A 26246-nucleotide genomic window follows, 5' to 3' on the forward strand; every position below is an offset into this window, starting at 1 on the left:
AAAGAAAATGCCGGCCGCATCCCACCCCTAACTCAGGTAGAATGCGCGCCCAGTTTTTGGAGAAGCGTATGACCCTGCTCAAATTCAGCGATGTGTCCCTTGCTTTCGGCGCTATGCCGTTGTTGGACAAGGTGTCCTGGCAGATCGCCCGTGGTGAGCGGGTGTGCATCATCGGCCGCAACGGCACCGGCAAGTCCAGCATGATGAAGCTGGTTAAAGGCGACCAGAAGCCCGATGACGGCTCTGTCTGGCGTGCCCCAGGCCTCAAGATCGGCGAATTGCCGCAAGAATTGCCGGTGGCCGACGGACGGACAGTGTTCGACGTGGTTGCCGAAGGCCTCGACGGCGTCGGTGAGTTGCTGGCCCAGTACCATCACCTCGCGCAGAACTGCGTCACCGAAGACGACCTGAACAAGCTGATGCATGTCCAGCAAGACCTCGAAGCCCGTGACGGCTGGCGCGCTTGCAGCAACTGGTGGACAGCACCCTGAGCCGCCTGCAACTGCCGGCCGACAAGACCCTCGCCGAGTTGTCCGGTGGCTGGCGTCGTCGTGTGCTGCTGGCCCAGGCCCTGGTGTCCGAGCCGGATCTGCTGCTGCTCGACGAACCGACCAACCACCTGGACATCGGCGCGATCGCCTGGCTGGAAGAAGCCTCAAGGAATTCCAGGGCGCCGTGCTGTTCATCACGCACGACCGTTCCTTCCTGCAAAACCTGGCCACCCGCATCCTCGAACTGGACCGTGGTGGCCTGATCGACTGGAACGGCGACTACGCCAGCTTCCTGGTGCACAAGGAAGCCACGCTGGCGGCTGAAGAAACCGCCAACGCCCTGTTTGACAAAAAGCTGGCCCAGGAAGAAGTCTGGATCCGCCAGGGCATCAAGGCCCGTCGCACCCGTAACGAAGGCCGCGTACGCGCCCTGAAAGCCCTGCGTGTTGAGCGCAGCGAGCGTCGCGAGCGTACCGGCAAGGCCAATATCCAACTGGATACCGCCGACAAGTCGGGCAAGCAGGTGATGGTGCTGGAAAACGTCAGCTTCCATCACCCGAACGGTCCGTTCCTGATCAAGGACTTCTCGATGGTCCTGCAGCGCGGCGACCGTATCGGCCTGCTCGGCGCCAACGGCACCGGCAAGACCACCTTGCTCAAGCTGATGCTCAACGGTCTGCAACCGACCAGCGGCACCGTGGAAGAGGGCACGCGCATCGACGTGGCCTACTTCGACCAGTTGCGCCACCAGTTGGACCTGGAAAAGACCGTGATCGACAACGTCGCCGAAGGCCGCGACTTTATCGACATCGACGGCCAGAGCCGCCACGTCCTCAGCTACCTGGGCGACTTCCTGTTCAGCCCGCAGCGTGCGCGGACGCCGGTGAAGGCTTTGTCCGGTGGTGAGCGTGCGCGCCTGCTGCTGGCCAAGCTGTTCAGCAAGCCAGCCAACCTGCTGGTGCTCGACGAACCGACCAACGACCTCGACGTGGAAACCCTCGAACTGCTGGAAGAGGTCCTGCTGACCTTCAACGGCACCGTGCTGATGGTCAGTCACGACCGGGCATTCCTCGACAACGTGGTCACCAGCACCCTGGTCTTTGAAGGTGAAGGCAAGGTGCGGGAATACGTCGGTGGTTACCAGGACTGGCTGCGCCAGGGCGGCTCGCCGCGCCTGCTGGGCGTGACCGAGAGCAAGTCCGGCAAGGCCGACCTGAACTCGGCGGTGGTCACTCCGGTGGCGGCTGCTGAGCCGGCTGTCGAAGCGGCACCGGCTGCCAAGAAGAAGTTGAGCTACAAGCTGCAGCGTGAGCTGGAAGCCTTGCCGGGTGATATCGAGGCCAAGGAGCAGCAGATTGCTGCGGTTGAAGCGGACATGGCTGATGCGGGCTTCTACCTGCGTCCGGCGGCTGAGACTGCCAAGGTCATTGCTTCCCTGGAGACGTTGAACCAGGAGTTGGAAGTGCTGGTTGAGCGTTGGGCTGAGTTGGATGCCTGAGTGATCTTGCTGCACTAAAAAGCCCGGCGTTCATTCCTATGAGCGCCGGGCTTTTTATATGAAATGCGATCTAAAAATGTGGGAGCTGGCTTGCCTGCTCCCACAGGTTGATCTCGGTAGGGCTTAAGGGGCTTTGACCAGCTTGACGGCCAGTACGTCGCACGGCGCGCCGTGCAGTACGTCATTGGCCGTGGAACCCAGCAACAGCGCCAAACCATGACGGCCATGGCTGCCCACTACGATCAGGTCGCAGGCCTTTTCCTTGGCCAGGTGGTGAATTTCCTGGCGCGGTTGGCCGTAGGTCAGGTGGCAGTCTTCCTTTTTCAAGTGCGGGTATTTGAGAATCAAACGGTCAAGACGCTCTTTGGCCTGATCAAACTGTTGTTGCTGCAACTGGGAAAGGTCCATCGGTACGTCGCCGCCAAAGGCCATGGCCATGGGCTCGACGATATGCACCAGCGAGAGAATGGCGCCATTGGCCAATGCAGATTCCTGTGCGCGCTTGATCACTGGATCGCACTCTTCGGTCAGATCGACAGCGACCAGAATATGTTGGTAGGGCATGAGGCGTTCCTCCAAGGGACTGCAATAAATTCAGTATGGCTGCTTTCAAGCGGATGGGGTTGCGTCAGATCAAATCCGCTCATCTAGAAATTCGGGAGTACACATATGACGGTCTGGATAGTGGTGTCAATCCTTGTGGTGGTGTTGAGCCCTCTGGCATGGCTGCGTCCGTCGCGCCATCAGAGCGGGCGCATGGCCCTGCGTATGGAGGCGCGCCGCATCGGCCTGGCCATGCAGTTGTCGCCCCAGGAGTGGCCGCACTGGCTCAAGCAGGAGCCGCCGAGCCCCTGTGCGCAGTACTGTCGGCCACGCCGTGGCAGCACGCCGGCGCTGTGGAGCTACTGGCAGTTGGAGCCGGGGGTGTGGGTCAACCAATGGCGTGAAGTCTGCGTCGATGAAAAGTTGTTGCCGTATTTTTCGAGGCTGCCGGACAACGTCTACAAGATCGAGGCCGACAAGCAGATGATCGCCTTGTACTGGGGCGAGAAGGGTGAGGCGAGCGTGTTGCAGGACATCGACAGGCTGCTCAAGGCACTGGCCTGAGAAACAGCACGCAATAAAAAGCCCGACATCATCATCGGGCTGGAGTTGGCCAGGCAGGCCGGTAATTTCGTGTTGCACGCGTCGGATGTTCATCCAGACGCTTTACGGTTGCGGCTAGCCTAGCCGCATATCCCGTTCTGTACAGCCCTTTCCCAGAACTTTTCCATTATTGATTTCGTGAATATTTGAATATTGACGAGGCGCGTGCCTGTGCTTCGGGTTCTGAAATGACTGGAAAGTCGCGTTTTTCCTAGCCTTTCGAGCGATTGACAATTGCCCGGAATTGGATGAAGGTGGCGTACCCAAATCAAACGGGCGTATGAATTGAGCGTTTGTCTGTCAGACCGCTCATACAGAATCCCGACTATCGCATTGGCGGGTGTGCCTGGCGGATTGGCCTGAACGTTGACGAAAAGCTCAATGTCCAACCAATAGGCCAGCGTCCAATGTGTACTGTTCAGCGTCCATATCGTGGAGATCAGTTGATGATTTACGAAGGTAAAGCCATCACGGTTAAGGCTCTTGAAAGCGGCATCGTCGAATTGAAGTTCGACCTCAAGGGTGAGTCCGTCAACAAGTTCAACCGTCTAACCCTGAATGAATTGCGTCAGGCCGTAGACACCATCAAAGCAGATGCTTCGGTCAAGGGTGTGATCGTTTCCAGCGGCAAGGACGTGTTTATCGTCGGCGCGGACATCACCGAATTCGTCGACAACTTCAAGCTGCCCGATGCCGAGCTGGTGGCTGGCAACCTCGAAGCCAACAAGATTTTCAGCGATTTCGAAGACCTCAACGTACCGACCGTTGCCGCGATCAATGGCATCGCATTGGGCGGCGGCCTGGAAATGTGCCTGGCGGCGGACTTCCGCGTCATGTCGGCCACGGCCAAGATCGGTCTGCCTGAAGTCAAGCTGGGCATCTACCCAGGCTTTGGCGGCACCGTCCGTCTGCCGCGTATCATCGGTGCCGACAACGCCATCGAGTGGATCGCCGCCGGCAAGGAAAACCGTGCTGAAGACGCGCTGAAAGTCGGCGCCGTCGATGCCGTGGTTGCCCCGGACAAACTGGCCGAAGCCGCACTGAACCTGATCAAGGGCGCCATCAGCGGCGAATTTGACTACAAGGCCAAGCGTCAGCCGAAGCTGGAAAAACTCAAGCTCAATGCCATCGAACAAATGATGTCGTTCGAAACCGCCAAAGGTTTCGTGGCTGGCCAGGCCGGCCCGAACTACCCGGCGCCGGTTGAAGCGATCAAGACCATCCAGAAGGCGGCGAACTTCGGTCGCGACAAAGCCCTGGAAGTGGAAGCGGCAGGTTTCGTCAAACTGGCGAAAACCTCGGCAGCCCAGAGCCTGATCGGCCTGTTCCTGAACGATCAGGAACTGAAGAAAAAGGCCAAGGCCTACGACGAAATCGCGCGCGACGTGAAACAGGCTGCCGTACTCGGCGCCGGTATCATGGGCGGCGGCATCGCCTATCAGTCGGCGTCCAAAGGCACGCCGATCCTGATGAAAGACATCAACGAGCACGGCATCGAGCAAGGCCTGGCGGAAGCCGCCAAGCTGCTGGTCGGCCGTGTGGACAAAGGTCGCATGACCGCCGCGAAGATGGCTGAAGTGCTTAACGGCATTCGTCCTACGCTGTCCTACGGCGATTTCGGCCACGTCGACCTGGTGGTCGAAGCGGTTGTCGAGAACCCGAAGGTCAAGCAGGCCGTACTGGCTGAAGTCGAAGGCCAGGTGAAGGAAGACACCATCCTGGCGTCGAACACCTCGACCATTTCCATCTCGCTGCTGGCCAAGGCCCTCAAGCGCCCGGAAAACTTCGTCGGCATGCACTTCTTCAACCCGGTGCACATGATGCCGCTGGTGGAAGTGATCCGTGGCGAGAAGTCCAGCGAGCTGGCCGTTGCCACCACCGTTGCCTACGCGAAGAAAATGGGCAAGAACCCGATCGTGGTCAATGACTGCCCGGGCTTCCTGGTCAACCGCGTGCTGTTCCCGTACTTCGGCGGTTTCGCCAAGCTGGTCAGCGCTGGCGTGGACTTCGTGCGCATCGACAAAGTCATGGAAAAATTCGGCTGGCCGATGGGCCCGGCGTACCTGATGGACGTGGTCGGCATCGACACCGGCCACCATGGTCGCGACGTGATGGCTGAAGGCTTCCCGGACCGCATGAAAGACGACCGCCGCTCGGCGATCGACGCGCTGTACGAGGCCAAGCGCCTGGGCCAGAAGAACGGCAAGGGCTTCTATGCCTACGAGGCTGACAAGAAGGGCAAGCAGAAGAAAGTGGCCGATCCATCGGTTCACGAAGTACTCGCGCCTGTCATCTACGAGCAGCGTGAGGTGTCGGACGAAGACATCATCAACTGGATGATGATCGCCCTGTGCCTGGAAACCGTGCGTTGCCTGGAAGATGGCATCGTCGAAACCGCCGCCGAAGCCGATATGGGCCTGGTGTACGGTATTGGTTTCCCTCCATTCCGTGGTGGTGCGCTGCGTTACATCGACTCGATCGGTGTGGCCGAGTTCGTTGCCCTGGCTGATCAGTACGCTGATTTGGGCCCGCTGTACCACCCGACCGCGAAGCTGCGTGAAATGGCCAAGAACGGCCAGAGCTTCTTCGGTTAAGCGCCCAGACGACTAGAGCGAGAATATTTATGAGCTTGAATCCAAGAGACGTGGTGATTGTCGATTTCGGTCGCACGCCAATGGGCCGCTCCAAGGGCGGCATGCACCGCAACACCCGCGCCGAAGACATGTCGGCGCACCTGATCAGCAAATTGCTGGAACGTAACGTCAAGGTCGATCCGAGCGAAGTCGAGGACGTGATCTGGGGCTGCGTCAACCAGACCCTGGAGCAAGGCTGGAACATCGCGCGCATGGCGTCGCTGATGACCCAGATCCCGCACACCGCTGCCGGCCAGACCGTCAGCCGCCTGTGTGGCTCGTCGATGAGCGCGCTGCACACCGCTGCGCAAGCGATCATGACCGGCAACGGTGATGTGTTCGTGGTCGGCGGCGTGGAGCACATGGGCCACGTCAGCATGATGCACGGCGTCGATCCCAACCCGCACATGTCGCTGTACGCGGCGAAAGCCTCGGGCATGATGGGCCTGACCGCGGAAATGCTCGGCAAAATGCACGGCATCACCCGCGAAGCCCAGGACGCGTTCGGCGTGCGTTCCCACCAGCTCGCCCACAAGGCGACCGTGGAAGGCAAGTTCAAGGATGAGATCATCCCGATGAACGGCTACGACGAGAACGGTTTCCTGAAACTGTTCGACTACGACGAAACCATTCGTCCGGACACCACCCTGGAAAGCCTGGCGGCCTTGAAGCCAGCCTTCAATCCAAAGGGCGGCACCGTGACGGCGGGCACTTCGTCGCAAATCACGGATGGCGCTTCGTGCATGATCGTGATGTCGGCGCAGCGTGCCCAGGACCTGGGTATCCAGCCGCTGGCAGTGATCCGTTCGATGGCCGTGGCGGGTGTGGACCCGGCGATCATGGGCTATGGTCCAGTACCGGCCACACAAAAAGCCTTGAAGCGCGCGGGCCTGACCATCTCCGATATCGACTTCTTTGAGCTCAACGAAGCTTTCGCCGCACAGGCCTTGCCAGTGCTGAAAGATTTGAAAGTACTCGACAAGATGAACGAGAAGGTTAACCTGCACGGCGGTGCGATTGCCCTGGGTCACCCATTTGGTTGCTCCGGTGCACGTATCTCCGGCACTTTGCTTAACGTGATGAAGCAAAATGGCGGCAACCTTGGCGTTGCCACCATGTGCATTGGTCTCGGCCAAGGCATTTCCACCGTCTTCGAACGCGTCTAAGCGTTGGGTTGACGGAAGCCGGGGCCCAGTGCCCCGGTTTTTGTTTTTGGGTGGTTTCGTAATTTTTTTTTAACAAATTTTGCAAGAGGGCCAGAGCATGCAAGTCGAACCAGGGCTCTACCAGCATTATAAAGGTCCGCAGTACCGCGTTTTCAGTGTGGCGCGGCACTCCGAGACCGAAGAGGAAGTGGTGTTCTACCAAGCACTGTATGGCGATTACGGCTTTTGGGTACGCCCCTTGAGCATGTTTGTCGAGACCGTCGAAGTTGACGGCGAGCAGGTCCCGCGCTTTGCTTTGGTGCAGGCCGAAGCCAGTCTTTTTTCAGGGCAATAACGGCAGGTCGCGCAGAATGCTGCGCTTGACCTCACCTTGTTGCCACTATATATAGCGTTGCCGCGACAGGCGCCAACTGCCTTTCACTTCTCGAATTCAGGAATTTTCCGATCCATGGGCAAATCGCTGGTCATTGTGGAATCCCCGGCTAAGGCCAAGACCATCAACAAGTACTTGGGTAACGAGTACGTGGTGAAGTCGAGTATCGGCCATATCCGAGACCTGCCCACCAGCGGTTCGGCTAGCGCCAGCAAGGAGCCTGCCGCCAAGCGCGGCAAGGCCGCTGCGGGCGAAGGTCCGGTGCTCACGCCTAAAGAGAAAGCGCGCAAGCAGCTGGTCTCGCGCATGGGTGTAGACCCGGATCATGGCTGGAAGGCCAAGTACGAAATCCTTCCGGGCAAGGAAAAGGTCATCGAAGAGCTGCGCCGGCTCGCCAAAGATGCCGACACCATCTATCTCGCAACGGACTTGGACCGCGAAGGGGAAGCCATTGCCTGGCACCTGCGGGAAGCCATCGGCGGTGATGACAGCCGCTACAAGCGTGTGGTGTTCAACGAAATCACCAAGAAAGCCATCCAGGAAGCCTTCTCCAAGCCGGGCGAGCTGGACATCGACCGCGTCAACGCCCAGCAGGCCCGTCGTTTCCTCGACCGCGTCGTGGGCTACATGGTCTCGCCGCTGCTGTGGGCGAAGATCGCCCGTGGCCTGTCCGCCGGCCGTGTGCAATCGGTTGCGGTGAAGCTGGTGGTGGAGCGTGAGCGCGAGATCCGTGCGTTCATCCCTGAAGAGTATTGGGAAGTCCACGCCGACCTCGGCACCGCCAAGGGCGCCAACGTGCGCTTCGAAGTGGCCCGCGAGAAAGGCGAGGCCTTCAAGCCGCTGAACGAAGCCCAGGCCATGGCCGCGCTGGAGAAGCTCAAGTCTTCCAGCTACAGCATCGTCAAGCGTGAAGACAAACCGACCAGCAGCAAGCCGTCGGCGCCGTTCATCACGTCCACCTTGCAACAGGCGGCGAGCAACCGCCTGGGCTTCGGTGTGAAGAAAACCATGATGATGGCCCAGCGCTTGTACGAAGCCGGCTACATCACTTATATGCGTACTGACTCCACCAACCTGTCGCAAGACGCGGTGGCGATGGCGCGTACGTATATTGAAGGCGAGTTCGGCAAGAAGTACCTGCCAGAGAACCCGAACGTCTACAGCAGCAAGGAAGGCGCACAGGAGGCTCACGAAGCGATTCGTCCTTCTGACGCCAACACCACGCCGGCCAAGCTGACCGGCATGGAGCGCGACGCTGAGCGCCTCTACGAGCTGATCTGGCGCCAATTCCTGGCCTGCCAGATGCTGCCGGCGCAATACCTGTCCACCACCGTGACGGTGGCCGCTTCCGATTTCGAGCTGCGCGCCAAGGGCCGTATCCTCAAGTTCGACGGCTACACCCGTGTGATGCCGCAAATCGCCAAGCCAGGCGACGACGACGTGCTGCCGGACATGGCCCAGGGCGATACGCTGAAACTGATCAAGCTTGATCCGTCCCAACACTTCACCAAGCCGCCGGCCCGTTACTCGGAAGCCAGCCTGGTGAAAGAGATGGAAAAACGCGGTATCGGTCGTCCTTCGACCTATGCGGCGATCATCTCGACCATTCAGGACCGTGGCTACGTCGCGCTGCATAACCGTCGCTTCTACTCGGAAAAGATGGGCGACATCGTCACCGAGCGCCTGTCCGAGAGCTTCTCCAACCTGATGGACTACGGCTTCACCGCCGGCATGGAAGAGAACCTCGATGACGTGGCCCAGGGCGAGCGCGACTGGAAAAGCGTGCTGGACGAGTTCTACGGCGACTTCAAGAAGAAGCTCGAAGTGGCCGAAAGCCCAGAGCACGGCATGCGCGCCAACCAGCCGGTGATGACGGACATCCCGTGCCTGACGTGTGGCCGTCCGATGCAGATCCGTACTGCATCCACCGGCGTGTTCCTCGGTTGCTCGGGCTACAGCCTGCCGCCGAAAGAGCGCTGCAAGGCCACGGTCAACCTGGTGCCGGGCGATGAAATTGCGGCTGACGACGAGGGTGAATCCGAGTCGCTGGTACTGCGTGGCAAGCACCGCTGCCCGATCTGCAGCACGGCGATGGACGCCTACCTGCTGGACGAGAAGCACAAGCTGCACATCTGCGGTAACAACCCGGATTGCAACGGCTACGAGATTGAAGAGGGCACCTACCGCATCAAGGGCTACGAAGGTCCGAGCCTGGAATGCGACAAGTGCGGCAGCGAGATGCAACTCAAGACCGGCCGCTTCGGCAAGTTCTTCGGTTGCACCAATGCGACCTGCAAGAACACCCGCAAGCTGCTGAAAAGCGGTGATGCGGCGCCGCCGAAGATGGACCCGGTGAAGATGCCGGAGCTCAAGTGCGAGAAGGTCAACGACACTTACATCTTGCGTGACGGTGCTTCGGGCCTGTTCCTGGCCGCGAGCCAGTTCCCGAAAAACCGCGAGACCCGTGCGCCGTTGGTCATGGAGATTGTGCCGCACAAGGATGAGATCGATCCGAAGTACCACTTCCTGTGTGAAGCGCCGAAGAAGGATCCGGATGGTCGTCCAGCCGTGATCCGCTACAGCCGCAAGACCAAGGAGCAGTACGTGCAGACCGAAGTGGACGGCAAGCCTACGGGCTGGAAGGCGTTCTACGACGGCGGCAAGTGGAAGGTCGAGGACAAGCGCCAGGGCGCTTGATCGACTAAGCTGCACCTACAAAGGCCGCCTGCAAGGGCGGCCTTTTTTTACGCTTGCAGTGCGCTTGGATGATCCGTGACACTGCTGGGCCAGCATCACGCCTCTTTTCGTTGTGGAGACTGCCGTTATGGCCAACGAACTCTATACCCGTACCAATCAGAAAATTTACTTCGCGGGTTTGTCCCTGGAGGCCCTTGGCCGCGCCGAGGAAGGGAAGGAGATGAATGCCATCGCGTTGGTCCAGGCGGGGCGTGAAGCGGCGTTGTTCCATCTCTACGGTGCGTTGCTGGGCTTGTGCCATGAGATCGCCGGGTTCTATCGCTTGCCTCAGGCCGGTGCGCCGCGTGCAGAACTGATCATGACCCACGAAGTCCTGGAGACCATGGCCATCCCCGAACTTGCCGAACTGGTGGAAATGGCCCAGAGCCCCGACAGTTGGGTGGCGCGCTTGCTCAAGGCCCATGCCGATATGTTCCAGCCGCCGCGCGTTCCCCATGTGCCCAAGGGGGACGTGACCCAGCCGCTGATCGTGGCGGTTTCGTTGGAAGAAGATGAGCCCAAGCCATTGAGTCGGGAAGAGCTGGAAGGCTGGCGCCAGGCGCTGAAAAAGCTGGCGTTGCGCTTTCGTGAAGGCTTGAACGAGTGCTAAGGCACCCCCATTGTTCAGTTACACAGCAGAGAGCACCATTCATCATGCTGTAAAGAAACCTCTTCAGATCCTCAGCGGGGCCGGGTGGATGACTGATATAATCGCGGCCTTTCGTGGAGAACAGACTTTTATGCCAACGTCCTTTCTGGAAATTGTTGAACTGCCTGACGGCCGAATCGAGCTGCGCCGGGCTGAGGACGAGGGTTCTCTGGTGACTTTGGATTTTTCCGAGGACGCAAAGGCGTTCCTGCAAGGCCAGCACGTGGAAGTGGCAAAAGCCATGTTGAGCGTGGGTGTGCAGATGGCAGGTCGCCTGGCGGAAGGCGAGCCGGAGAAAGATGATGGGCCGCGGGTTCTTCACTGAGAGCTGTGGTTAAGGGTCTTTGGTAGCTATGCGGGCCTAGCGGGCTTTTTGTGGCGAGCGAGCTTGCTCGCGCTGGGCTGCGAAGCGGCCCTGAATAGATTGACGCGGTATATCAGGCATTCCACGGTGTCTGGTTTTGGGGCTGCTTTGCAGCCCAGCGCGAGCAAGCTCGCTCGCCACGGCAAGCGCGCCCACCACAGGCCAGGCCTGCGATCTTATCCCAATCGAATATTCAAACTTTGAGCATCGCCCGTACGTGCAGCACTGATCAGTTGCTGCTTGGCGCTTGCACTCAACGGATTCAACCAACTCACCACCGTATGGCTACGGCCCAGGCGCAACGCTTCGCAGGTCAACTGCTGGGCACTTTGCGCGCCGCGCGGTTGCAGCAGCAGGATGCGTTCACGGTTGAGGCCGGCGTCCCGTAGCCAGGTCTGGGTCAGGCTGGCGGGCGGGGCGATCAGCGTCAGCCAGCGGGCGTCGTCCTGTTCTTCGCTCAGTTCGCGCAGGATTGGCGCCAGCAGGCTCAGGCAGCTCCCGGCCGCACCGCGCAACGACAATTCACTGAACGCCTCGGGCTCGGCGCTCCAGGGCGCCTCGACCGTTTCCTTGAGGATAGGCGCAAGGGGTTGGGCCATAAAGGCCTCGAACAGCGACAGTTGTGTGTGTTGCGGGGTGTGCACGAGCTGCATGATGCCTCCTTTAGCGGCGAATGACGCCGACGCTCAAGCCTTCGATCACCAGGTCCTGATCTTTCAGGTTCACTTCAATCGGGGCGAACTCAGGGTTCTCGGCCAGGAGCCAGACCTTGCTGCCTTCGCGCTTGAAGCGTTTGACGGTGACTTCATCGCCGATACGGGCGACGACGATCTGGCCATTACGGGCTTCGCGGGTGGTGTGGACGGCCAGCAGGTCGCCATCGAAGATGCCCACGTCCTTCATGCTCATGCCATGGACGCGCAACAGGTAGTCGGCGCGAGGATGGAAGAAGGTCGGGTTGATGTTGCAGGATTCCTCGACGTGCTGCTGCGCCAGGATCGGCGCACCGGCGGCGACGCGACCGATGATCGGCAGGGTCGATTCGTCGGCCTTGGCTTCGAAGCCAGGGATGCGAATGCCGCGTGAGGCACCTGGGGTCATCTCGATCGCGCCTTTGCGAGCGAGGGCCTTGAGGTGTTCTTCGGCGGCGTTGGGGGATTTGAATCCCAGTTCCAGCGCAATCTCCGCTCGAGTCGGCGGGTAGCCGTTGTCATCGAGGCAGCGCTTGATAAAAGCCAGAATCTCAGCTTGGCGTGGCGTCAGTTTTAGCATGTTGATCGCTCTGTCTTTTTATACAGTGACTGGGATTATATACAGTGGACTGCGCTTGGCAATCATCCTTTTCTACCACTCCGCTGGACGGTCATTCGGCACCCCTCCTACAAGCCGGAGATAGCGCTGCCTACAGACCGGGAAGGATGTGATTAAATAGCGATGAAATAGATGACTGCCCGGCCGGAAAACGGCCCCTCAGGGTTGACAAGACACAACCTGAAACGTATGTTTCAAACAAGTGTTTGTCAGGCGGAGTAGCCATGGCCCAGTCGGAAACCGTTGAACGCATTCTCGATGCTGCCGAGCAGTTGTTCGCGGAAAAAGGATTTGCTGAAACTTCATTGCGGCTGATCACCAGCAAGGCCGGGGTCAACCTCGCCGCGGTGAATTACCATTTCGGCTCGAAAAAGGCCCTGATCCAGGCGGTGTTCTCGCGCTTCCTGGGGCCGTTCTGCGCCAGTCTCGACCGCGAGCTGGAGCGCCGCCAGACCAAGCCCGAAAACAAGCCAAGCCTGGAAGACCTGCTGGAAATCCTCGTCGAGCAAGCGCTAGTGGTGCAACCGCGCAGCGGCAACGACCTGTCGATCTTCATGCGTTTGCTCGGCTTGGCGTTCAGCCAGAGCCAGGGTCACTTGCGCCGTTACCTGGAAGACATGTACGGCAAGGTTTTCCGTCGCTATATGTTGCTGGTCAATGAGGCGGCCCCGCGCATTCCGCCCATCGAGTTGTTCTGGCGCGTGCACTTCATGCTCGGCGCCGCGGCGTTCAGCATGTCCGGGATCAAGGCCTTGCGTGCCATTGCCGAGACCGACTTCGGGGTGAACACCTCCATCGAGCAAGTCATGCGCCTGATGGTGCCGTTCCTCGCCGCCGGCATGCGCGCCGAAACCGGGGTCACCGACCAGGCCATGGCTGCCGCGCAATTGCGCCCACGCAGCAAATCCGCACCGGCCGTCGCCAAGGTTTGACCCACCCGGGTGTGCGCGGCCGCTTGCATCCGCTAAGCTAGCCGCCCATGCCGAATTCAGCTATTTACTCGCAACCCGCTGTGCTCACCCTGCTTATCGCATCCGGTGAGTGCAGCGGGTTGTGTGCGTTATTTAAGGAAGGTTTATGACTGCTGCCCTGCAAGGTTCTTTGATGGTTGACGTGGCCGGCACCTGGCTGACGGCCGAGGACCGCCACCTGTTGCGCCAGCCTGAAGTGGGCGGCCTGATCATTTTTGCGCGCAATATCGAACACCCGCGCCAGGTGCGGGAGTTGAGCGCGGCGATTCGTGCCGTGCGCCCGGACCTGCTGCTGGCCGTCGATCAGGAGGGCGGTCGTGTGCAGCGCCTGCGCCAGGGCTTTGTACGCCTGCCGGCCATGCGTGCGCTGGCTGACAATCCCAACGCCGAATACCTGGCCGAACAGTGCGGCTGGATCATGGCCACTGAAGTGCTGGCCGTGGGCCTGGACCTGAGCTTTGCCCCGGTGCTGGACCTGGATTACCAGCGCAGCGCCGTGGTCGGCACCCGTTCTTTCGAGGGCGACCCCGAGCGCGCCGCCGTGCTCGCCGGTGCTTTTATCCGTGGCATGAACAGCGCTGGCATGGCCGCCACCGGTAAACATTTTCCGGGACACGGCTGGGCTGAAGCCGATTCCCACGTTGCCATTCCCAATGATGAGCGCAGCCTGGACCAGATCCGCGCAAATGACCTGGTGCCTTTCGCGCGCCTGAGTAAACAGTTGGCCGCAGTCATGCCGGCCCACGTCATCTACCCGCAGGTTGATTCCCAGCCCGCAGGCTTTTCGCGCCGTTGGTTGCAGGACATCCTGCGCGGCGAGTTGCAGTTTGATGGGGTGATTTTCAGTGATGACCTGTCCATGGCGGGTGCCCATGTGGTCGGCGATGCGGCCAGTCGGATTGAAGCTGCGCTGACGGCGGGTTGCGACATGGGGCTGGTGTGTAACGATCGTGCGGCGGCGGAGTTGGCATTGACCGCTGCGCAGCGGATGAAGGTCAAGCCTTCCGCACGCATTGCGCGGATGCGCGGGCAGGCGATTGCGTCGACGGATTACAAGCAGGACCCGCGCTGGTTGGCGGCGCTGACTGCGTTGCGGGATGCGCAGTTGATCGACTGAAGACCGCGTCGCGGCCATCGCAGGCAAGCCAGCTCCCACATTCGACCGAGTACATATTTTGAAAGGCGGTCAACATGTGGGAGCGGGCTTGCCCTCGATAGCGGTCTAACAGTCAGCGCTTCTCTTGCTTATTGGGCAAAGGCGCAAACAACGCCTCGATATCCTCGTTACCCAACTGCCAATCCCCCGTCGTACGCCCATCCAGCACGCCTGCCGCCAAGTCGGACTTTTCCTTCTGCAGATGCTGGATTTTCTCCTCCACCGTGCCCCGCGCAATCATCTTGTAGACGAACACCGGCTTCTCCTGGCCGATACGATACGCACGGTCAGTCGCCTGGTTTTCCGTGGCCGGGTTCCACCATGGGTCATAGTGGATCACCGTGTCCGCTTCCGTCAGGTTCAGGCCCACGCCGCCAGCCTTCAGGCTGATGAGAAAAATCTGCAGCTTGCCGCTCTGGAAGTCCTTCACCGGCGTGCGCCGATCGCGGGTCTGACCGGTCAACAGGGCGTAGGCAATGCCGCGCTTTTTCAGCTCGGCTTCGATCAGGCTGAGCATCGAGGTGAATTGTGAAAACAACAGGATTCGCCGCCCCTCGGCAAACAGTTCTTCGAGCATTTCCATCAGGCTGTCGAGCTTGCCCGAGCTGCTGCCACGGGCGGGCAGGGCGGCGTCGTTGACCAGGCGCAGGTCGCAGCACACCTGGCGCAGCTTGAGCAGTGCTTCAAGAATGATGATCTGGCTGCGCGCCACGCCCTTGCGGGTGATTTCGTCGCGCACCTTCTTGTCCATGGCCAGGCGCATGGTTTCGTATACGTCGCGCTGGGCCTCGTTGAGATCGACCCAGTGGATGATCTCGGTCTTGGGCGGCAGCTCCGTGGCCACCTGTTCTTTGGTGCGACGCAGCAGGAAGGGTTTGATCCGACCGTTGAGGTGCTGCAATCGCACTTCGCTGGCGCGCTTTTCGATGGGCACGCGGTAATCGCGGTTGAAGCTCTTCACGTCACCCAGCCAGCCCGGCAGCAGGAAGTGGAACAGCGACCACAGTTCACCCAAGTGGTTTTCCAGCGGCGTGCCGCTCAGGCACAGGCGCTGCCGCGCATTCAGCTCGCGCGCGGCCTGGGCCGCCTTGCTGTTGGGGTTCTTGATGTACTGGGCTTCGTCAAGTATCAGCACATGCAGCGGCTGGGCGGCGAGCAGTTCGATGTCCTTGGGGAGCAGGGCGTAGGTGGTCAGCAGCAGGTCATAGTCCTGCAGGTTCTGGAAGTGTTTCTTACGCCCGGCGCCGTAGAGGGCCACGACCTTGAGTTGCGGGGTGAAATGCGCCGCTTCATCGAGCCAGTTGGGGATCAGACTGGTGGGCATCACCACCATGCACGGGCGGTCCAGGCGCCCGGCGTTTTTCTCCGTGAGAATGTGCGCCAGGGTTTGCAGGGTTTTGCCCAGGCCCATGTCGTCCGCAAGAATGCCGCCCACATCCAACTGGCGCAGTGACTGCATCCAGCTCAAGCCTTCCAGCTGATACGGGCGCAAGGTCGCGTTCAGCCCCTCGGGGGCCACGCAGGTGAAGTCCTTGATATCCCGCAGGCGCTGGGCGAAGTTGCGGATTTTTTCGCCGCCCTCCCATTGCAGGGGCAAATCTTCCAGCGGGTTCAGGCGAATGGCGTCGGCCTTGGCCAGGCGCAAGGTGGTGGTACCGGCTTCCTGTAGGTAGAACTCGCCGAGGGTCGCCAGCACCGGCTTCAAGCGGCCGTAGGGCAGCGCCACTTGCAGCGGGCCATGGCCATTGGGCAGGCCGGGGATATTCACCAGGATCAGCTCGTCATCACGCCGCCGTGCGAGTTTTTCCGGGTTGAGGATCTCGGTGTGGGAGCGCATCAGGTTCAACAGGATCGGCAGCAGACTCAGGCGCTCGCCGTTGACGATGATCCCCAGTTCCAGGTCGAACCAGTCGCGCTCCGGCCCCTCGTCGACGGTGGCGTACCAGTCATCCACGGCGCTCAGGTCAAAGCCGAAATCATCATCGATCAGCAACTCCCAGCCCTCGGCGCGCAAGGTGGGCGATACGTTCAGGGTGAAGTTCAGCCAGGCGCTGTCATTGACCATCTCGAACAGTTCGCCGGCGCTCTCCGGCAAGGCTTTGCTCTGACGCGTGGCGATCTTGAAACCGAGCAAGCGCAGTTGCTCGCGATAGGGCTGTTCCAGCTCGGGATGGCGCTTGATCCGCAGGCTCTGGGTGTCCTGGCGGACGATGATGTCGGCGTTCTTCTGCCCGCTGACATAGTTGCCCAGGTAGTTGAACGACAGCGCCGCACGGTGCTGGATGTAGCGCTGCATCTTGCCGTTGCGCGGTTCAAACGCGCTGAACTCGACGCTGGCCAGCCACAGGCGTGGCACCGGTGGCACGTCCTCCATCACCACTTGTGGCAACACCACGCGGTTGTCCAGCACGGCCTGGAGCTTTTCCAGCAGCTCGGCATCCTGGGCGGCGGCCGGGTAGGCCAGGGTTTCCTGGACCTTGAGCAGCACCGCGGCGATGTGTTTGCAGTTGCTATGCACCGGGCAGGTGCAGCGGCTGTCGACGAGGATCAGCGTGCCCTTGGCCGACTCGCGCAGCGAGATAGTCTGCCGGTAGACGTTGCCGCCCGAGCCTTCGCAACTGGCGACGATGGTGCTGTCGCCGCACTCGACGATGCGCACGCGGTTCTCCAGGGCATAACGGCGCCCGCGCTCCAGGCTCTGCTCTTTAAAGCGATTGGCCCACGACGGGGCCAGGGGTTTGGTCAACTGCGACGTCAGGGGCATGGCGCGTGATCAGTCCTGAACGTCGGGCGGTGGTGCACTGGGCGGCTTGGCGGTCAGCGAGGTGATCTTGATCAGCAGCGCCAGGTGGCCGCCGTCCAGGTAGTTGAGTTGGTTGTTCTTGGTGCGCACGTCCGTCTGGCTCAGGTGTTCGCTGGCGATCACGCTGCCGTTGCTGTCGAACGTGTTGATCCAGAAGTTCGCGTCGATGTCGGTGAAACGGCCCAGTTGCAGGTTGAGCACACCCTCGATAGGGAATTGGCCGAACTGTTCCGCGCCGTCGGTGATGGCGATTTTCACCGGTTGCTCACCCAGGTTTTGCTCCCAGGCCTTGTGCGCCAGCACGGTGTAGCTGTTATCGGCGCGGAGCTTGTCGACGATATTGTTCAGGCGTGGCGGGCTCAGTTTGTCGGAGCCCAGGCGCACGGCCCCGGCATCCCAGTTTTCCGGCGCGGCGCGGCTGTTGATCACCGGCTCGGCGTTCTGGCGCACGAGGATCATTTCCACCTGGTACGGGCTGTCGGCGAATGCCGCAGGTGCCACGACCACCAACAACAGGCTCAAAATGCGGAACAGGCGCATTGGGGCGTCCTTCATACGGATTTCGGAATGAGGCGCTCAAACAACGCCTCCAATGTATTAAAGCGTTCTTCGGCGCGTTCCATCGGCACCATGAACTTGAACAGCGTAGCCCCTTCGAACTTGTAGCGGTTGGGCTGGCCCTGGATCAGCTTGATCAGCACCAGCGGGTCCACCGGCGTCTGCGCTTCAAACTCGATGCGCCCGCCTTGTGGCCCGGCGTCGACTTTCTTGATCCCCAACTGCTCGGCCTGCAATTTCAGCAGGGTCAGGCGCACCAGGTTCTTGGTCGGTTCGGGCAACAGGCCGAAGCGGTCGATCATCTCGACTTGCAGGTCCTTGAGGCCTTCTTCGTCGGTGGCCGAGGCGATGCGCTTGTACAGGATCAACCGCGCGTGCACGTCGGGCAGGTAGTCTTCGGGGATCAACGCCGGCAAGCGCAGGTTGATTTCCGGGCCGCCGCCCAGCGGTTGATCGAGGTTCGGTTGCTCGCCCTTGCGGATCGCTTTGACGGCGCGTTCGAGCATCTCCATATAGAGGGTGAAACCCACCGCCTGGATCTGCCCGCTCTGACCGTCGCCCAGCAGTTCGCCGGCGCCACGGATTTCCAGGTCGTTGGTGGCCAGCACAAACCCGGCGCCCAGGTCCTGGGTGTTGGCGATGGCTTCCAGGCGCTTCTCGGCGTCGGACGTGATCTGTTGGCGCGGCGGCGTGAGCAAATAGGCATACGCCTGGTGGTGACTACGCCCGACCCGGCCACGCAGCTGGTGCAGCTGCGCCAGGCCGAACTTGTCGGCACGCTCGATGATGATGGTGTTGGCGCTCGGCACGTCGATGCCGGTCTCGATGATGGTCGAGGCGATCAGCACGTTGAAGCGCTTGTGGTAGAAGTCGCTCATCACCTGTTCGAGTTCGCGCTCGCGCATCTGCCCGTGGCCGATGGCGATACGCGCCTCCGGCACCAGCTCGGCGAGGTCGGCGGCGCATTTCTCGATGGTCTTCACGTCGTTGTGCAGGTAGTACACCTGCCCGCCGCGCAGCAGCTCACGCAACAGCGCTTCCTTGACCGTGCTTTTGTTCTGCTCCATCACGAAGGTGCGCACCGATAGGCGGCGCGCCGGCGGCGTGGCGATGATCGACAGGTCGCGCATGCCCGACACCGCCATGTTCAGCGTGCGCGGAATCGGCGTGGCGGTGAGGGTGAGGATGTCCACTTCACTGCGCAGGGCCTTGAGCTGTTCTTTCTGGCGCACGCCGAAACGGTGTTCTTCGTCGATGATCACCAGGCCCAGGTTCTTGATCTTCACATCGTCCGACAGCAGCTTGTGGGTGCCGATCACGATGTCGATCTTGCCTTCGGCCAAATCGGCGATGGCCGCATTCACTTCCTTGGCCGACTTGAAGCGGCTCATCACTTCCACGGTCACCGGCCAGTCGGCAAAGCGGTCGCGGAAGCTGTTGTAGTGCTGCTGGGCGAGCAGGGTGGTGGGCACCAGGATCGCTACCTGGCGGCCGCCGTGTACGGCGATGAAGGCGGCGCGCATGGCCACTTCGGTCTTGCCGAAACCCACGTCGCCACACACCAGGCGGTCCATCGGCTTGGGCGCGAGCATGTCGGCGCGCACCGCTTCGATGGTGGTTTGCTGGTCCGGGGTTTCTTCGAAGGGGAAGCCGGCGCTAAAGGTGGCGTAGTCGGCTTTCGGGTCGGCGAAGGCATAGCCTTCACGCGCTGCCCGGCGTGCATAGATGTCGAGCAGTTCGGCGGCGACGTCGCGCACTTGCTCGGCGGCCTTGCGCTTGGCTTTCTGCCAGGTCTCGGAGCCCAAGCGGTGCAACGGCGCGAGGGCATCGTCGCTGCCGGTGTAGCGGGCGATCAGGTGCAGGCTGGCCACCGGCACGTAGAGCTTGGCGCCCTCGGCGTATTCCATGGTGAGGAATTCGGCGGCCTGGTTGTCGATCTCCAGGGTTTGCAGGCCGAGGTAACGGCCGACGCCATGGTCGATATGCACCACCGGCGCGCCTTCGCGCAGTTCGGTGAGGTTCTTGATCACTGCGTCGTTGTTGGCGTCGGCGCGTTTTTCCCGGCGGCGGCGCTGCATCACGCGTTGTCCAAACAGCGGGCTCTCGGCGATCAGTGCCAGCGCCGGGTCATCCAGCAGCAAACCTTCGTCCAGCGGCGCGATGGTGATCGCCAGGCGGTCTTTGCCTTTGACGAAGTCCGGCCAGCTGTCGACGGTTTTGGGTCGCAGTTTCAGGCGTTCCAGCAGCTCCAGCAGGACTTCGCGGCGGCCGGCGGATTCGGCGGTAAACAGCACGCGGCCGGGGAAGTCGCCGAGGAAGTTGGACAGCGCTTCCAGGGGTTGCGTGGCCTTGGCCTGGATGGCCAGATCCGGCAGCGTCCCTGCGGGAAAGCGTTCGCGGCCACTGCCGGCGTCCACGTCCTGTTGGCTGGCGACCACGCGCGGCCAGCTTTTCAGGCGGGCGAAGCAGTCTTCCACCGGCAGGAACAGCTCGGCGGGCGGCAATAAAGGCCGGGACGGATCGACGCGGCGCTCTTCGTAGCGGTTGCGCACGTCGTTCCAGAAGTTTTCCGCGGCTTGCTCGATGCCTGGCAGCGAGAACACTTGGGTGTCCTGGGGCAGGTAATCGAACAGGGTGGAGGTTTCGTCGAAGAACAGCGGCAGGTAGTACTCGATACCGGCGGGTGTAATCCCGCTGCTCAAGTCCTGGAAGATCGGGCAGCGACGGAAGTCCACGTCAAAGCGTTCACGGAAGCGCGCCTTGAAGCGGGTGACCGCGTCTTTTTGCAGCGGGAATTCCCGTGCGGGCAGCAGCTTGATCGAATCCACCTTGTCGATGGAGCGCTGGTTCTCGGGGTCGAAGGTGCGCAGGGTCTCGATTTCGTCATCGAACAGGTCAATGCGGTAGGGCAGTTTGCTGCCCATCGGGAACAGGTCGATCAGCGCACCGCGTACCGCGAACTCACCGTGCTCGTACACCGTGTCCACACAGCGGTAGCCGCTGGCTTCCAGGCGTGTGCGCATCTGCTCGACATCCAGCTTCTGGCCGATATCCAGCACCAGGCTGCTGCCCAGCAGGAATTTGGTCGGCGCCAGGCGATGCAGGGCCGTGGTGATCGGCACCACCAGCACGCCGTGGGCCAGTTCCGGCAGGCGGTAGAGGCTGGCGATGCGCTGGGAGATGATGTCCTGGTGCGGCGAGAACAGGTCGTAGGGCAGGGTTTCCCAGTCGGGGAAATGCAGCACCGGCAAATCGGGGGCGAAGAAGCTCAGCTCCTGCTCCAACCGTTCGGCGCTTTGGCTGTCGGCGGTCAGCAGCAGGGTAAAGCGCTTGGCTGCGCTGGCAGCCTCGGCAATGGCCAGGCTCAGGGCGGCACCGGGCAGGTTGCCCCAGTGCTGTTTGCCTGCCGCAGCAGGGAGAAGCGGTAGACGCAGGACGGGCACGGAAGGTTGAGCTCCAAGCGTTGCGACAAAGTCGGTAATTGTAACGGTGCGAGGCGCCGTCTGTCAGTTGCTGACTGAGCCTATTACGGTTTGTAGGAAATGTAGTGGCTAAGACAAACAAAGGCGGCTTTTGACTCATTATGTAGTGCAAAAACCGGCGAGGTTTTCGGAGGGTTACGGACAAGTCGGCCGCTTGGCTCAACTAGTGGCCTTCTGGAACCCGCGTATTTACTGGGCTCCAGCGGGGTGCCTTTTTTTCGCAAGCACTTTTTGTTGCCTGGGGCGCATTGCTCCGAGGCCGGTCGGGCGGCATAATGTAGCCCCTTTTTTCTGCCCCTACATGTGGAAGGTTCCCGTGACTCAGAAGCCCGACCAGTGTCTTGGTGAATGGATCGACCGTGAAGCACTCGCAGAAGCGATGATTCCGCTTATCGGCCAGCTGTACCGCAATAACAATGTGGTGAGCTCGATCTATGGCCGCAGCCTGATCAACCAGTCTGTCATCGCGATTCTCAAAGCCCACCGCTTTGCGCGTCACCGTTCTGCCGACGACAGCGAACTCTCCGTCCACGAAACATTCCCACTGCTCAAAGCCATGAGCGAGCTCAAGCTCGGCGCGGCCTCGGTAGACCTGGGCAAGTTGGCCTATAAATTCCGCAAAGAAGGCGCTGGGCGTACCGCCGAGCAGTTCGTGCGTGAAGAGATGGCCGATGTGGTTGGCCAGCAAAACGCTGCCGGTCGCAAAGGCACTGACGTGGTGCTGTACGGCTTCGGTCGTATCGGCCGTCTGCTGGCGCGCATCCTCATCGAAAAAACCGGTGGCGGCGACGGCCTGCGCCTGCGTGCCATCGTTGTGCGCAAAGGCGCCGACAACGACCTGACCAAGCGCGCGAGCCTCTTGCGTCGCGATTCGGTACACGGTCCGTTCAACGGCACCATCGTCATCGATGAAGAAAACAACACTATCACCGCCAACGGTAACCTGATCCAGGTGATCTACGCGAAGAACCCGGCTGAAGTGGACTACACCCAGTACGGCATCAAAGACGCACTGCTGGTGGACAACACCGGGGTATGGCGTGACGCCGAAGGCTTGGGCCAGCACCTGGCCTGCCCGGGTATCGACCGCGTTGTCCTGACCGCACCGGGCAAGGGCAAGCTGAAGAACATCGTGCACGGCATCAACCACGGTGAAATCACCGCTGACGACAAGATCGTGTCCGCCGCTTCCTGCACCACCAACGCCATCGTGCCGGTGCTGAAAGCGGTGAATGACAAGTTCGGTATCGTCAACGGTCACGTTGAGACGGTTCACTCGTACACCAACGACCAGAACCTGATCGACAACTTCCACAAGGGCGATCGCCGTGGCCGTAGCGCCGCGTTGAACATGGTGATCACCGAGACCGGTGCTGCCACCGCCGCTGCCAAGGCCCTGCCTGAGCTGGCCGGCAAGCTGACCGGTAACGCGATCCGCGTGCCGACGCCAAACGTGTCGATGGCCATTCTCAACCTGAACCTTGAGAAAGCCGCCACCCGTGAAGAGATGAACGAGTACCTGCGCTTCATGGCGCTGCACTCCGATCTGCATAAGCAAATCGACTTCGTCAACTCGCAGGAAGTGGTTTCCACCGACTTCGTGGGCTCGCGCCACGCCGGTGTGGTGGACGCCGAGGCGACCATTACCCAGGACAACCGTGTTGTGCTGTACGTGTGGTACGACAACGAGTTCGGCTACAGCTGCCAGGTGGTTCGCGTGATGGAAGACATGGCCGGGGTCAACCCGCCTGCGTTTCCGCGCTAAGCCTTTGCGCTGAATGAAAAAGCCCCGGATGGTTCGGGGCTTTTTTATGCCTGAAGGTTTTGTCGGGACTGTAAGGGCCTCATCGCAGGCAAGCCAGCTCCCACATTAGGCTGGGTTCACAGATTTCTATTTGTGAATACATTCAACTGTGGGAGCGGGCTTGCCCGCGATGGCGTCAGCACTGACACACCTTCAATTCAGCAAACCCTCCGACAACCCCTTGGGCGCCAACCAAATCCCCAAGTAAGCCCGCGCCAGTTCGTCATTGGGGCTGCTGAACACCACCTCCCCATTGATTTCCAGATTCAACCCACGCTCAGGGCGAAAATCCAGCGCATACCGATCACCCTTCTGGATGTTGCGAAAGTGGGCATGCAATTTTTCTACCTCGGGTTTCAATCGTGCGCTAACCCGTTGGCGCTCCAGCGTCGTATTGGCCGCCTTGATCACATCGCCACGATCGATATCGCGAAAGTAATACAGCTCAAGGCGCAGGGCCTTTTGCTGCTCCCAGGCGAGCTTGGCGCGCCTCTCGGGCGGGGCATACAGCGCTGCCGCGTAGACATCCGCCCAGAGATAGGTCAGCACCACCTGGTTTTTCAGCGCCAGCTCATGGGATTGCGCAGGAAAACCGGCTTGCCTGAGCCGGTCGGCCTCGTTGGCTTGAACCATGGCCGACAACATCATCAATAAACAGAAAGCGACATGCCGCATAATGGCCAGTCCTGCAAAGGTGCTTGCTGGCAGTGTAATTGCAATTTCCTGATGCTGTAGTAAAGGCAAGACTGGCCTACGACGCGACCAAGGGTTAATGTGCGCGGCGTTGAGCCTTATATAGACTGTGCCCCGGTTCACACACTTGAGCCAAAATGTCCTTCATGACCGCTGGCCGCGGCATGATTTAGCCAGGCGTCCAACCGTACGCCTGGCCTGTTCTGAGGAGTACGCATGGCTGTCTACAACTACGACGTGGTGGTACTGGGTTCCGGCCCGGCTGGAGAAGGTGCGGCGATGAACGCCGCGAAGGCAGGGCGCAAGGTGGCGATGGTCGATAGCCGTCGCCAGGTCGGCGGTAACTGCACCCACCTGGGTACCATCCCGTCCAAGGCCTTGCGTCACTCGGTGCGCCAGATCATGCAGTTCAACACCAACCCGATGTTCCGGGCCATTGGTGAGCCGCGCTGGTTCTCGTTCCCGGACGTGCTGAAAAGCGCCGAGAAAGTCATCTCCAAGCAAGTGGCCTCGCGCACCGGTTACTACGCCCGTAACCGTGTCGACCTGTTCTTCGGCACCGGCAGCTTTGCCGACGAGCAAACCGTCGAAGTGGTGTGCCCCAATGGCGTGGTCGAGAAGCTGGTGGCCAAGCACATCATCATCGCCACCGGTTCGCGCCCGTATCGCCCGGCCGATATCGATTTCCACCACCCGCGTATCTACGATAGCGACACCATCCTCAGCCTGGGCCACACCCCCGCGCAAACTGATCATCTACGGCGCCGGCGTGATCGGCTGTGAATACGCCTCGATCTTCAGCGGCCTGGGTGTGCTGGTTGAGCTGGTGGACAACCGCGACCAGTTGCTGAGCTTCCTCGACTCGGAAATCTCCCAGGCGTTGAGCTACCACTTCAGCAACAACAACATCACCGTGCGCCATAACGAAGAGTATGAGCGGGTCGAAGGCCTGGACAACGGCGTGATCCTGCACCTCAAGTCCGGCAAGAAGATCAAGGCCGATGCCTTGCTGTGGTGCAACGGCCGGACCGGCAACACCGACAAGCTGGGCATGGAAAAACATCGGGGTCAAGGTCAACGGCCGTGGCCAGATCGAGGTGGACGAGAACTACCGCACCTGCGTGCCGAACATCTACGGCGCCGGCGACGTGATCGGCTGGCCGAGCCTGGCCAGTGCGGCGCATGACCAGGGCCGTTCGGCCGCTGGCAGCATCGTCGACAATGGCAGCTGGCGTTATGTGAACGACGTGCCGACCGGCATCTACACCATTCCCGAGATCAGTTCGATCGGCAAGAACGAGCACGAACTGACCAAGGCCAAGGTGCCTTACGAAGTGGGCAAGGCGTTCTTCAAGAGCATGGCGCGTGCGCAGATCGCCGGCGAGCCGCAAGGCATGCTGAAGATCCTGTTCCACCGCGAAACCCTGGAAGTCCTCGGCGTGCATTGCTTCGGCTACCAGGCCTCGGAGATCGTGCACATCGGCCAGGCCATCATGAACCAGCCGGGCGAGCAAAATACCCTCAAGTATTTTGTGAACACCACGTTCAACTACCCGACCATGGCCGAAGCCTATCGGGTAGCGGCCTACGACGGCCTCAACCGGCTTTTTTGAGCGGCTCCGGCCGGTGGCCTGAGCCGGCCGGGGAGACCGATTTCAGTAATTCTCGAGGGTGGCAGTGGCCAAACCGGGAAAGTCTGTAATCAGGCTATCTACGCCGAAGTCGGCGAGCCTGCGCATCAGCGCAGGTTCATTGACCGTCCACACGGACACGTGCAGGCCCTGGCGCTGGGCTTTTTCCAGACGCTCAGGGGTGCACAACGTCCAGTTCAACGCCAGAATCTCACAGCCGTAGTTTTGCGCGACCTTCAGCGGGTCGAGCCACGCGTATTCGGCCACCAGGCCGCGTGACAGGTCGGGGGTGAGTTCCACCGCCGCTTTCAGTACTTCCCGCGAACTTGACGTGACCGTGACCTTGTCCATCAGGCCGTGGCGCACGGCCATCTCGCGAATCGCCAGCACGGTGGTGGCTGCGCGGGTGCGTGAGGCGCTTTTGACTTCCAGTTGCCAGTGATCGAAGTCGCACTGCTCGAACAATTCTTCCAGGCGCGGGATCGGGCAGGGTTTGACCCAACCCGGGCCGCCTTTGCGGGCGTCCATCTTCACCAGGTCCGCCGCCGAATACTCGACGACTTTGCCGCGCCGGTCGGTGGTGCGCTTGAGGGTCGGGTCGTGGATGACCATCAGCTCGCCGTCCATGGACAGGTGCAGGTCCAATTCGCAGCGGCGCACGCCGTGCTTGAGGCATTCCTGGAAGCTGGTCAGGGTGTTTTCCGGTGCTTCGCCTTTGGCACCGCGGTGGCCGTAAATCAGGGTCACAGTTGCTCCTATGCGCCAGCGTGTCTGGCGGGGT

At 60.9% G+C, this 26246-nt stretch carries 18 protein-coding genes and 2 pseudogenes; 12 read left to right on the forward strand and 8 right to left on the reverse strand.

Features of this window, described 5'->3' with window-relative positions:
• The first annotated feature begins 68 nt into the window (after window positions 1–68).
• Window positions 69–1989, forward strand: a pseudogene (locus PSH87_RS08010) (ATP-binding cassette domain-containing protein).
• Window positions 1990–2112: 123 nt separating this feature from the next.
• On the opposite strand, the gene PSH87_RS08015 reads toward PSH87_RS08010, so the two are convergent.
• Window positions 2113–2553, reverse strand: coding sequence for a universal stress protein (locus PSH87_RS08015; protein WP_124528029.1), 441 nt, complete (start codon window positions 2551–2553; stop codon window positions 2113–2115).
• A 105-nt stretch (window positions 2554–2658) separates the two neighbouring features.
• Here PSH87_RS08015 and PSH87_RS08020 point away from each other — a divergent pair, with 105 nt between their 5' ends.
• The 7 genes from PSH87_RS08020 to PSH87_RS08050 all read left to right on the forward strand — a co-directional run bounded on the left by PSH87_RS08020 (window position 2659) and on the right by PSH87_RS08050 (window position 11017).
• Window positions 2659–3096: a hypothetical protein gene (locus PSH87_RS08020; RefSeq protein WP_017737331.1), complete on the forward strand. Its 438-nt coding sequence runs from the start codon at window positions 2659–2661 to the stop codon at window positions 3094–3096.
• 485 nt (window positions 3097–3581) lie between these two features.
• The gene (gene fadB, locus PSH87_RS08025; protein WP_305433061.1) at window positions 3582–5729 is read left to right on the forward strand and encodes a fatty acid oxidation complex subunit alpha FadB; all 2148 of its coding nucleotides are present in this window, start codon (window positions 3582–3584) and stop codon (window positions 5727–5729) included.
• Window positions 5730–5758: 29 nt separating this feature from the next.
• Entirely contained in the window at window positions 5759–6934 is a 1176-nt protein-coding gene (gene fadA / locus PSH87_RS08030) for an acetyl-CoA C-acyltransferase FadA (protein WP_305433062.1), read from the forward strand.
• Window positions 6935–7031: 97 nt separating this feature from the next.
• Entirely contained in the window at window positions 7032–7268 is a 237-nt protein-coding gene (locus PSH87_RS08035; protein WP_017737334.1) for a DUF1653 domain-containing protein, read from the forward strand.
• A gap of 114 nt (window positions 7269–7382) precedes the next feature.
• Window positions 7383–10004, forward strand: a complete 2622-nt coding sequence (topA, locus tag PSH87_RS08040; protein ID WP_017737335.1) for a type I DNA topoisomerase — start codon at window positions 7383–7385, stop codon at window positions 10002–10004.
• Window positions 10005–10131: 127 nt separating this feature from the next.
• The gene (locus PSH87_RS08045; RefSeq protein ID WP_017737336.1) at window positions 10132–10653 is read left to right on the forward strand and encodes a DUF6586 family protein; all 522 of its coding nucleotides are present in this window, start codon (window positions 10132–10134) and stop codon (window positions 10651–10653) included.
• A 130-nt stretch (window positions 10654–10783) separates the two neighbouring features.
• A complete protein-coding gene (locus PSH87_RS08050) occupies window positions 10784–11017 on the forward strand; it encodes a hypothetical protein (protein WP_026136850.1) in 234 nt (77 codons plus the stop codon).
• 215 nt (window positions 11018–11232) lie between these two features.
• On the opposite strand, the gene sulA is transcribed toward PSH87_RS08050, so the two are convergent.
• Both sulA and lexA read right to left on the reverse strand, forming a co-directional pair.
• Window positions 11233–11709, reverse strand: coding sequence for an SOS-induced cell division inhibitor SulA (sulA, locus tag PSH87_RS08055; RefSeq protein ID WP_305433063.1), 477 nt, complete (start codon window positions 11707–11709; stop codon window positions 11233–11235).
• Window positions 11710–11719: 10 nt separating this feature from the next.
• The gene (gene lexA, locus PSH87_RS08060; RefSeq protein WP_003172575.1) at window positions 11720–12328 is read right to left on the reverse strand and encodes a transcriptional repressor LexA; all 609 of its coding nucleotides are present in this window, start codon (window positions 12326–12328) and stop codon (window positions 11720–11722) included.
• Window positions 12329–12591: 263 nt separating this feature from the next.
• Here lexA and PSH87_RS08065 point away from each other — a divergent pair, with 263 nt between their 5' ends.
• Both PSH87_RS08065 and nagZ read left to right on the forward strand, forming a co-directional pair.
• Window positions 12592–13299 (forward strand): TetR/AcrR family transcriptional regulator, encoded by a 708-nt coding sequence (locus PSH87_RS08065; protein WP_017737339.1) that lies wholly within the window; start codon window positions 12592–12594, stop codon window positions 13297–13299.
• 145 nt (window positions 13300–13444) lie between these two features.
• Entirely contained in the window at window positions 13445–14455 is a 1011-nt protein-coding gene (gene nagZ / locus PSH87_RS08070) for a beta-N-acetylhexosaminidase (protein WP_305433064.1), read from the forward strand.
• Between the two features lie 112 nt (window positions 14456–14567).
• On the opposite strand, the gene PSH87_RS08075 is transcribed toward nagZ, so the two are convergent.
• The 3 genes from PSH87_RS08075 to mfd are packed head-to-tail and all read right to left on the reverse strand — an operon-like array spanning window position 14568 to window position 21298.
• On the reverse strand, window positions 14568–17258 hold the full coding sequence (locus PSH87_RS08075) for a DEAD/DEAH box helicase (protein WP_305433065.1): 2691 nt from the start codon (window positions 17256–17258) through the stop codon (window positions 14568–14570).
• 9 nt (window positions 17259–17267) lie between these two features.
• Window positions 17268–17837 (reverse strand): CsiV family protein, encoded by a 570-nt coding sequence (locus PSH87_RS08080; protein ID WP_305433066.1) that lies wholly within the window; start codon window positions 17835–17837, stop codon window positions 17268–17270.
• A gap of 11 nt (window positions 17838–17848) precedes the next feature.
• Complete coding sequence (mfd, locus tag PSH87_RS08085) at window positions 17849–21298, reverse strand: transcription-repair coupling factor (protein ID WP_017737343.1); 3450 nt, start codon at window positions 21296–21298, stop codon at window positions 17849–17851.
• Window positions 21299–21638: 340 nt separating this feature from the next.
• On the opposite strand from mfd, the gene PSH87_RS08090 reads away from it, so the two are divergent.
• The gene (locus PSH87_RS08090) at window positions 21639–23102 is read left to right on the forward strand and encodes a glyceraldehyde-3-phosphate dehydrogenase (RefSeq protein WP_026136851.1); all 1464 of its coding nucleotides are present in this window, start codon (window positions 21639–21641) and stop codon (window positions 23100–23102) included.
• A 192-nt stretch (window positions 23103–23294) separates the two neighbouring features.
• Here the strand turns inward: PSH87_RS08090 and PSH87_RS08095 are convergent, their stop codons facing one another.
• The gene (locus tag PSH87_RS08095; protein ID WP_305434276.1) at window positions 23295–23816 is read right to left on the reverse strand and encodes a chalcone isomerase family protein; all 522 of its coding nucleotides are present in this window, start codon (window positions 23814–23816) and stop codon (window positions 23295–23297) included.
• A 234-nt stretch (window positions 23817–24050) separates the two neighbouring features.
• Between PSH87_RS08095 and sthA the strand changes: the two are divergent.
• A pseudogene (gene sthA / locus PSH87_RS08100) lies at window positions 24051–25447 on the forward strand (Si-specific NAD(P)(+) transhydrogenase).
• 42 nt (window positions 25448–25489) lie between these two features.
• Here the strand turns inward: sthA and PSH87_RS08105 are convergent.
• Entirely contained in the window at window positions 25490–26212 is a 723-nt protein-coding gene (locus PSH87_RS08105) for a glycerophosphodiester phosphodiesterase (protein ID WP_017737347.1), read from the reverse strand.
• Window positions 26213–26246 lie beyond the last annotated feature (34 nt).

This window comes from Pseudomonas sp. FP453 (assembly GCF_030687495.1).
In the GTDB taxonomy this organism is placed as follows: domain Bacteria; phylum Pseudomonadota; class Gammaproteobacteria; order Pseudomonadales; family Pseudomonadaceae; genus Aquipseudomonas.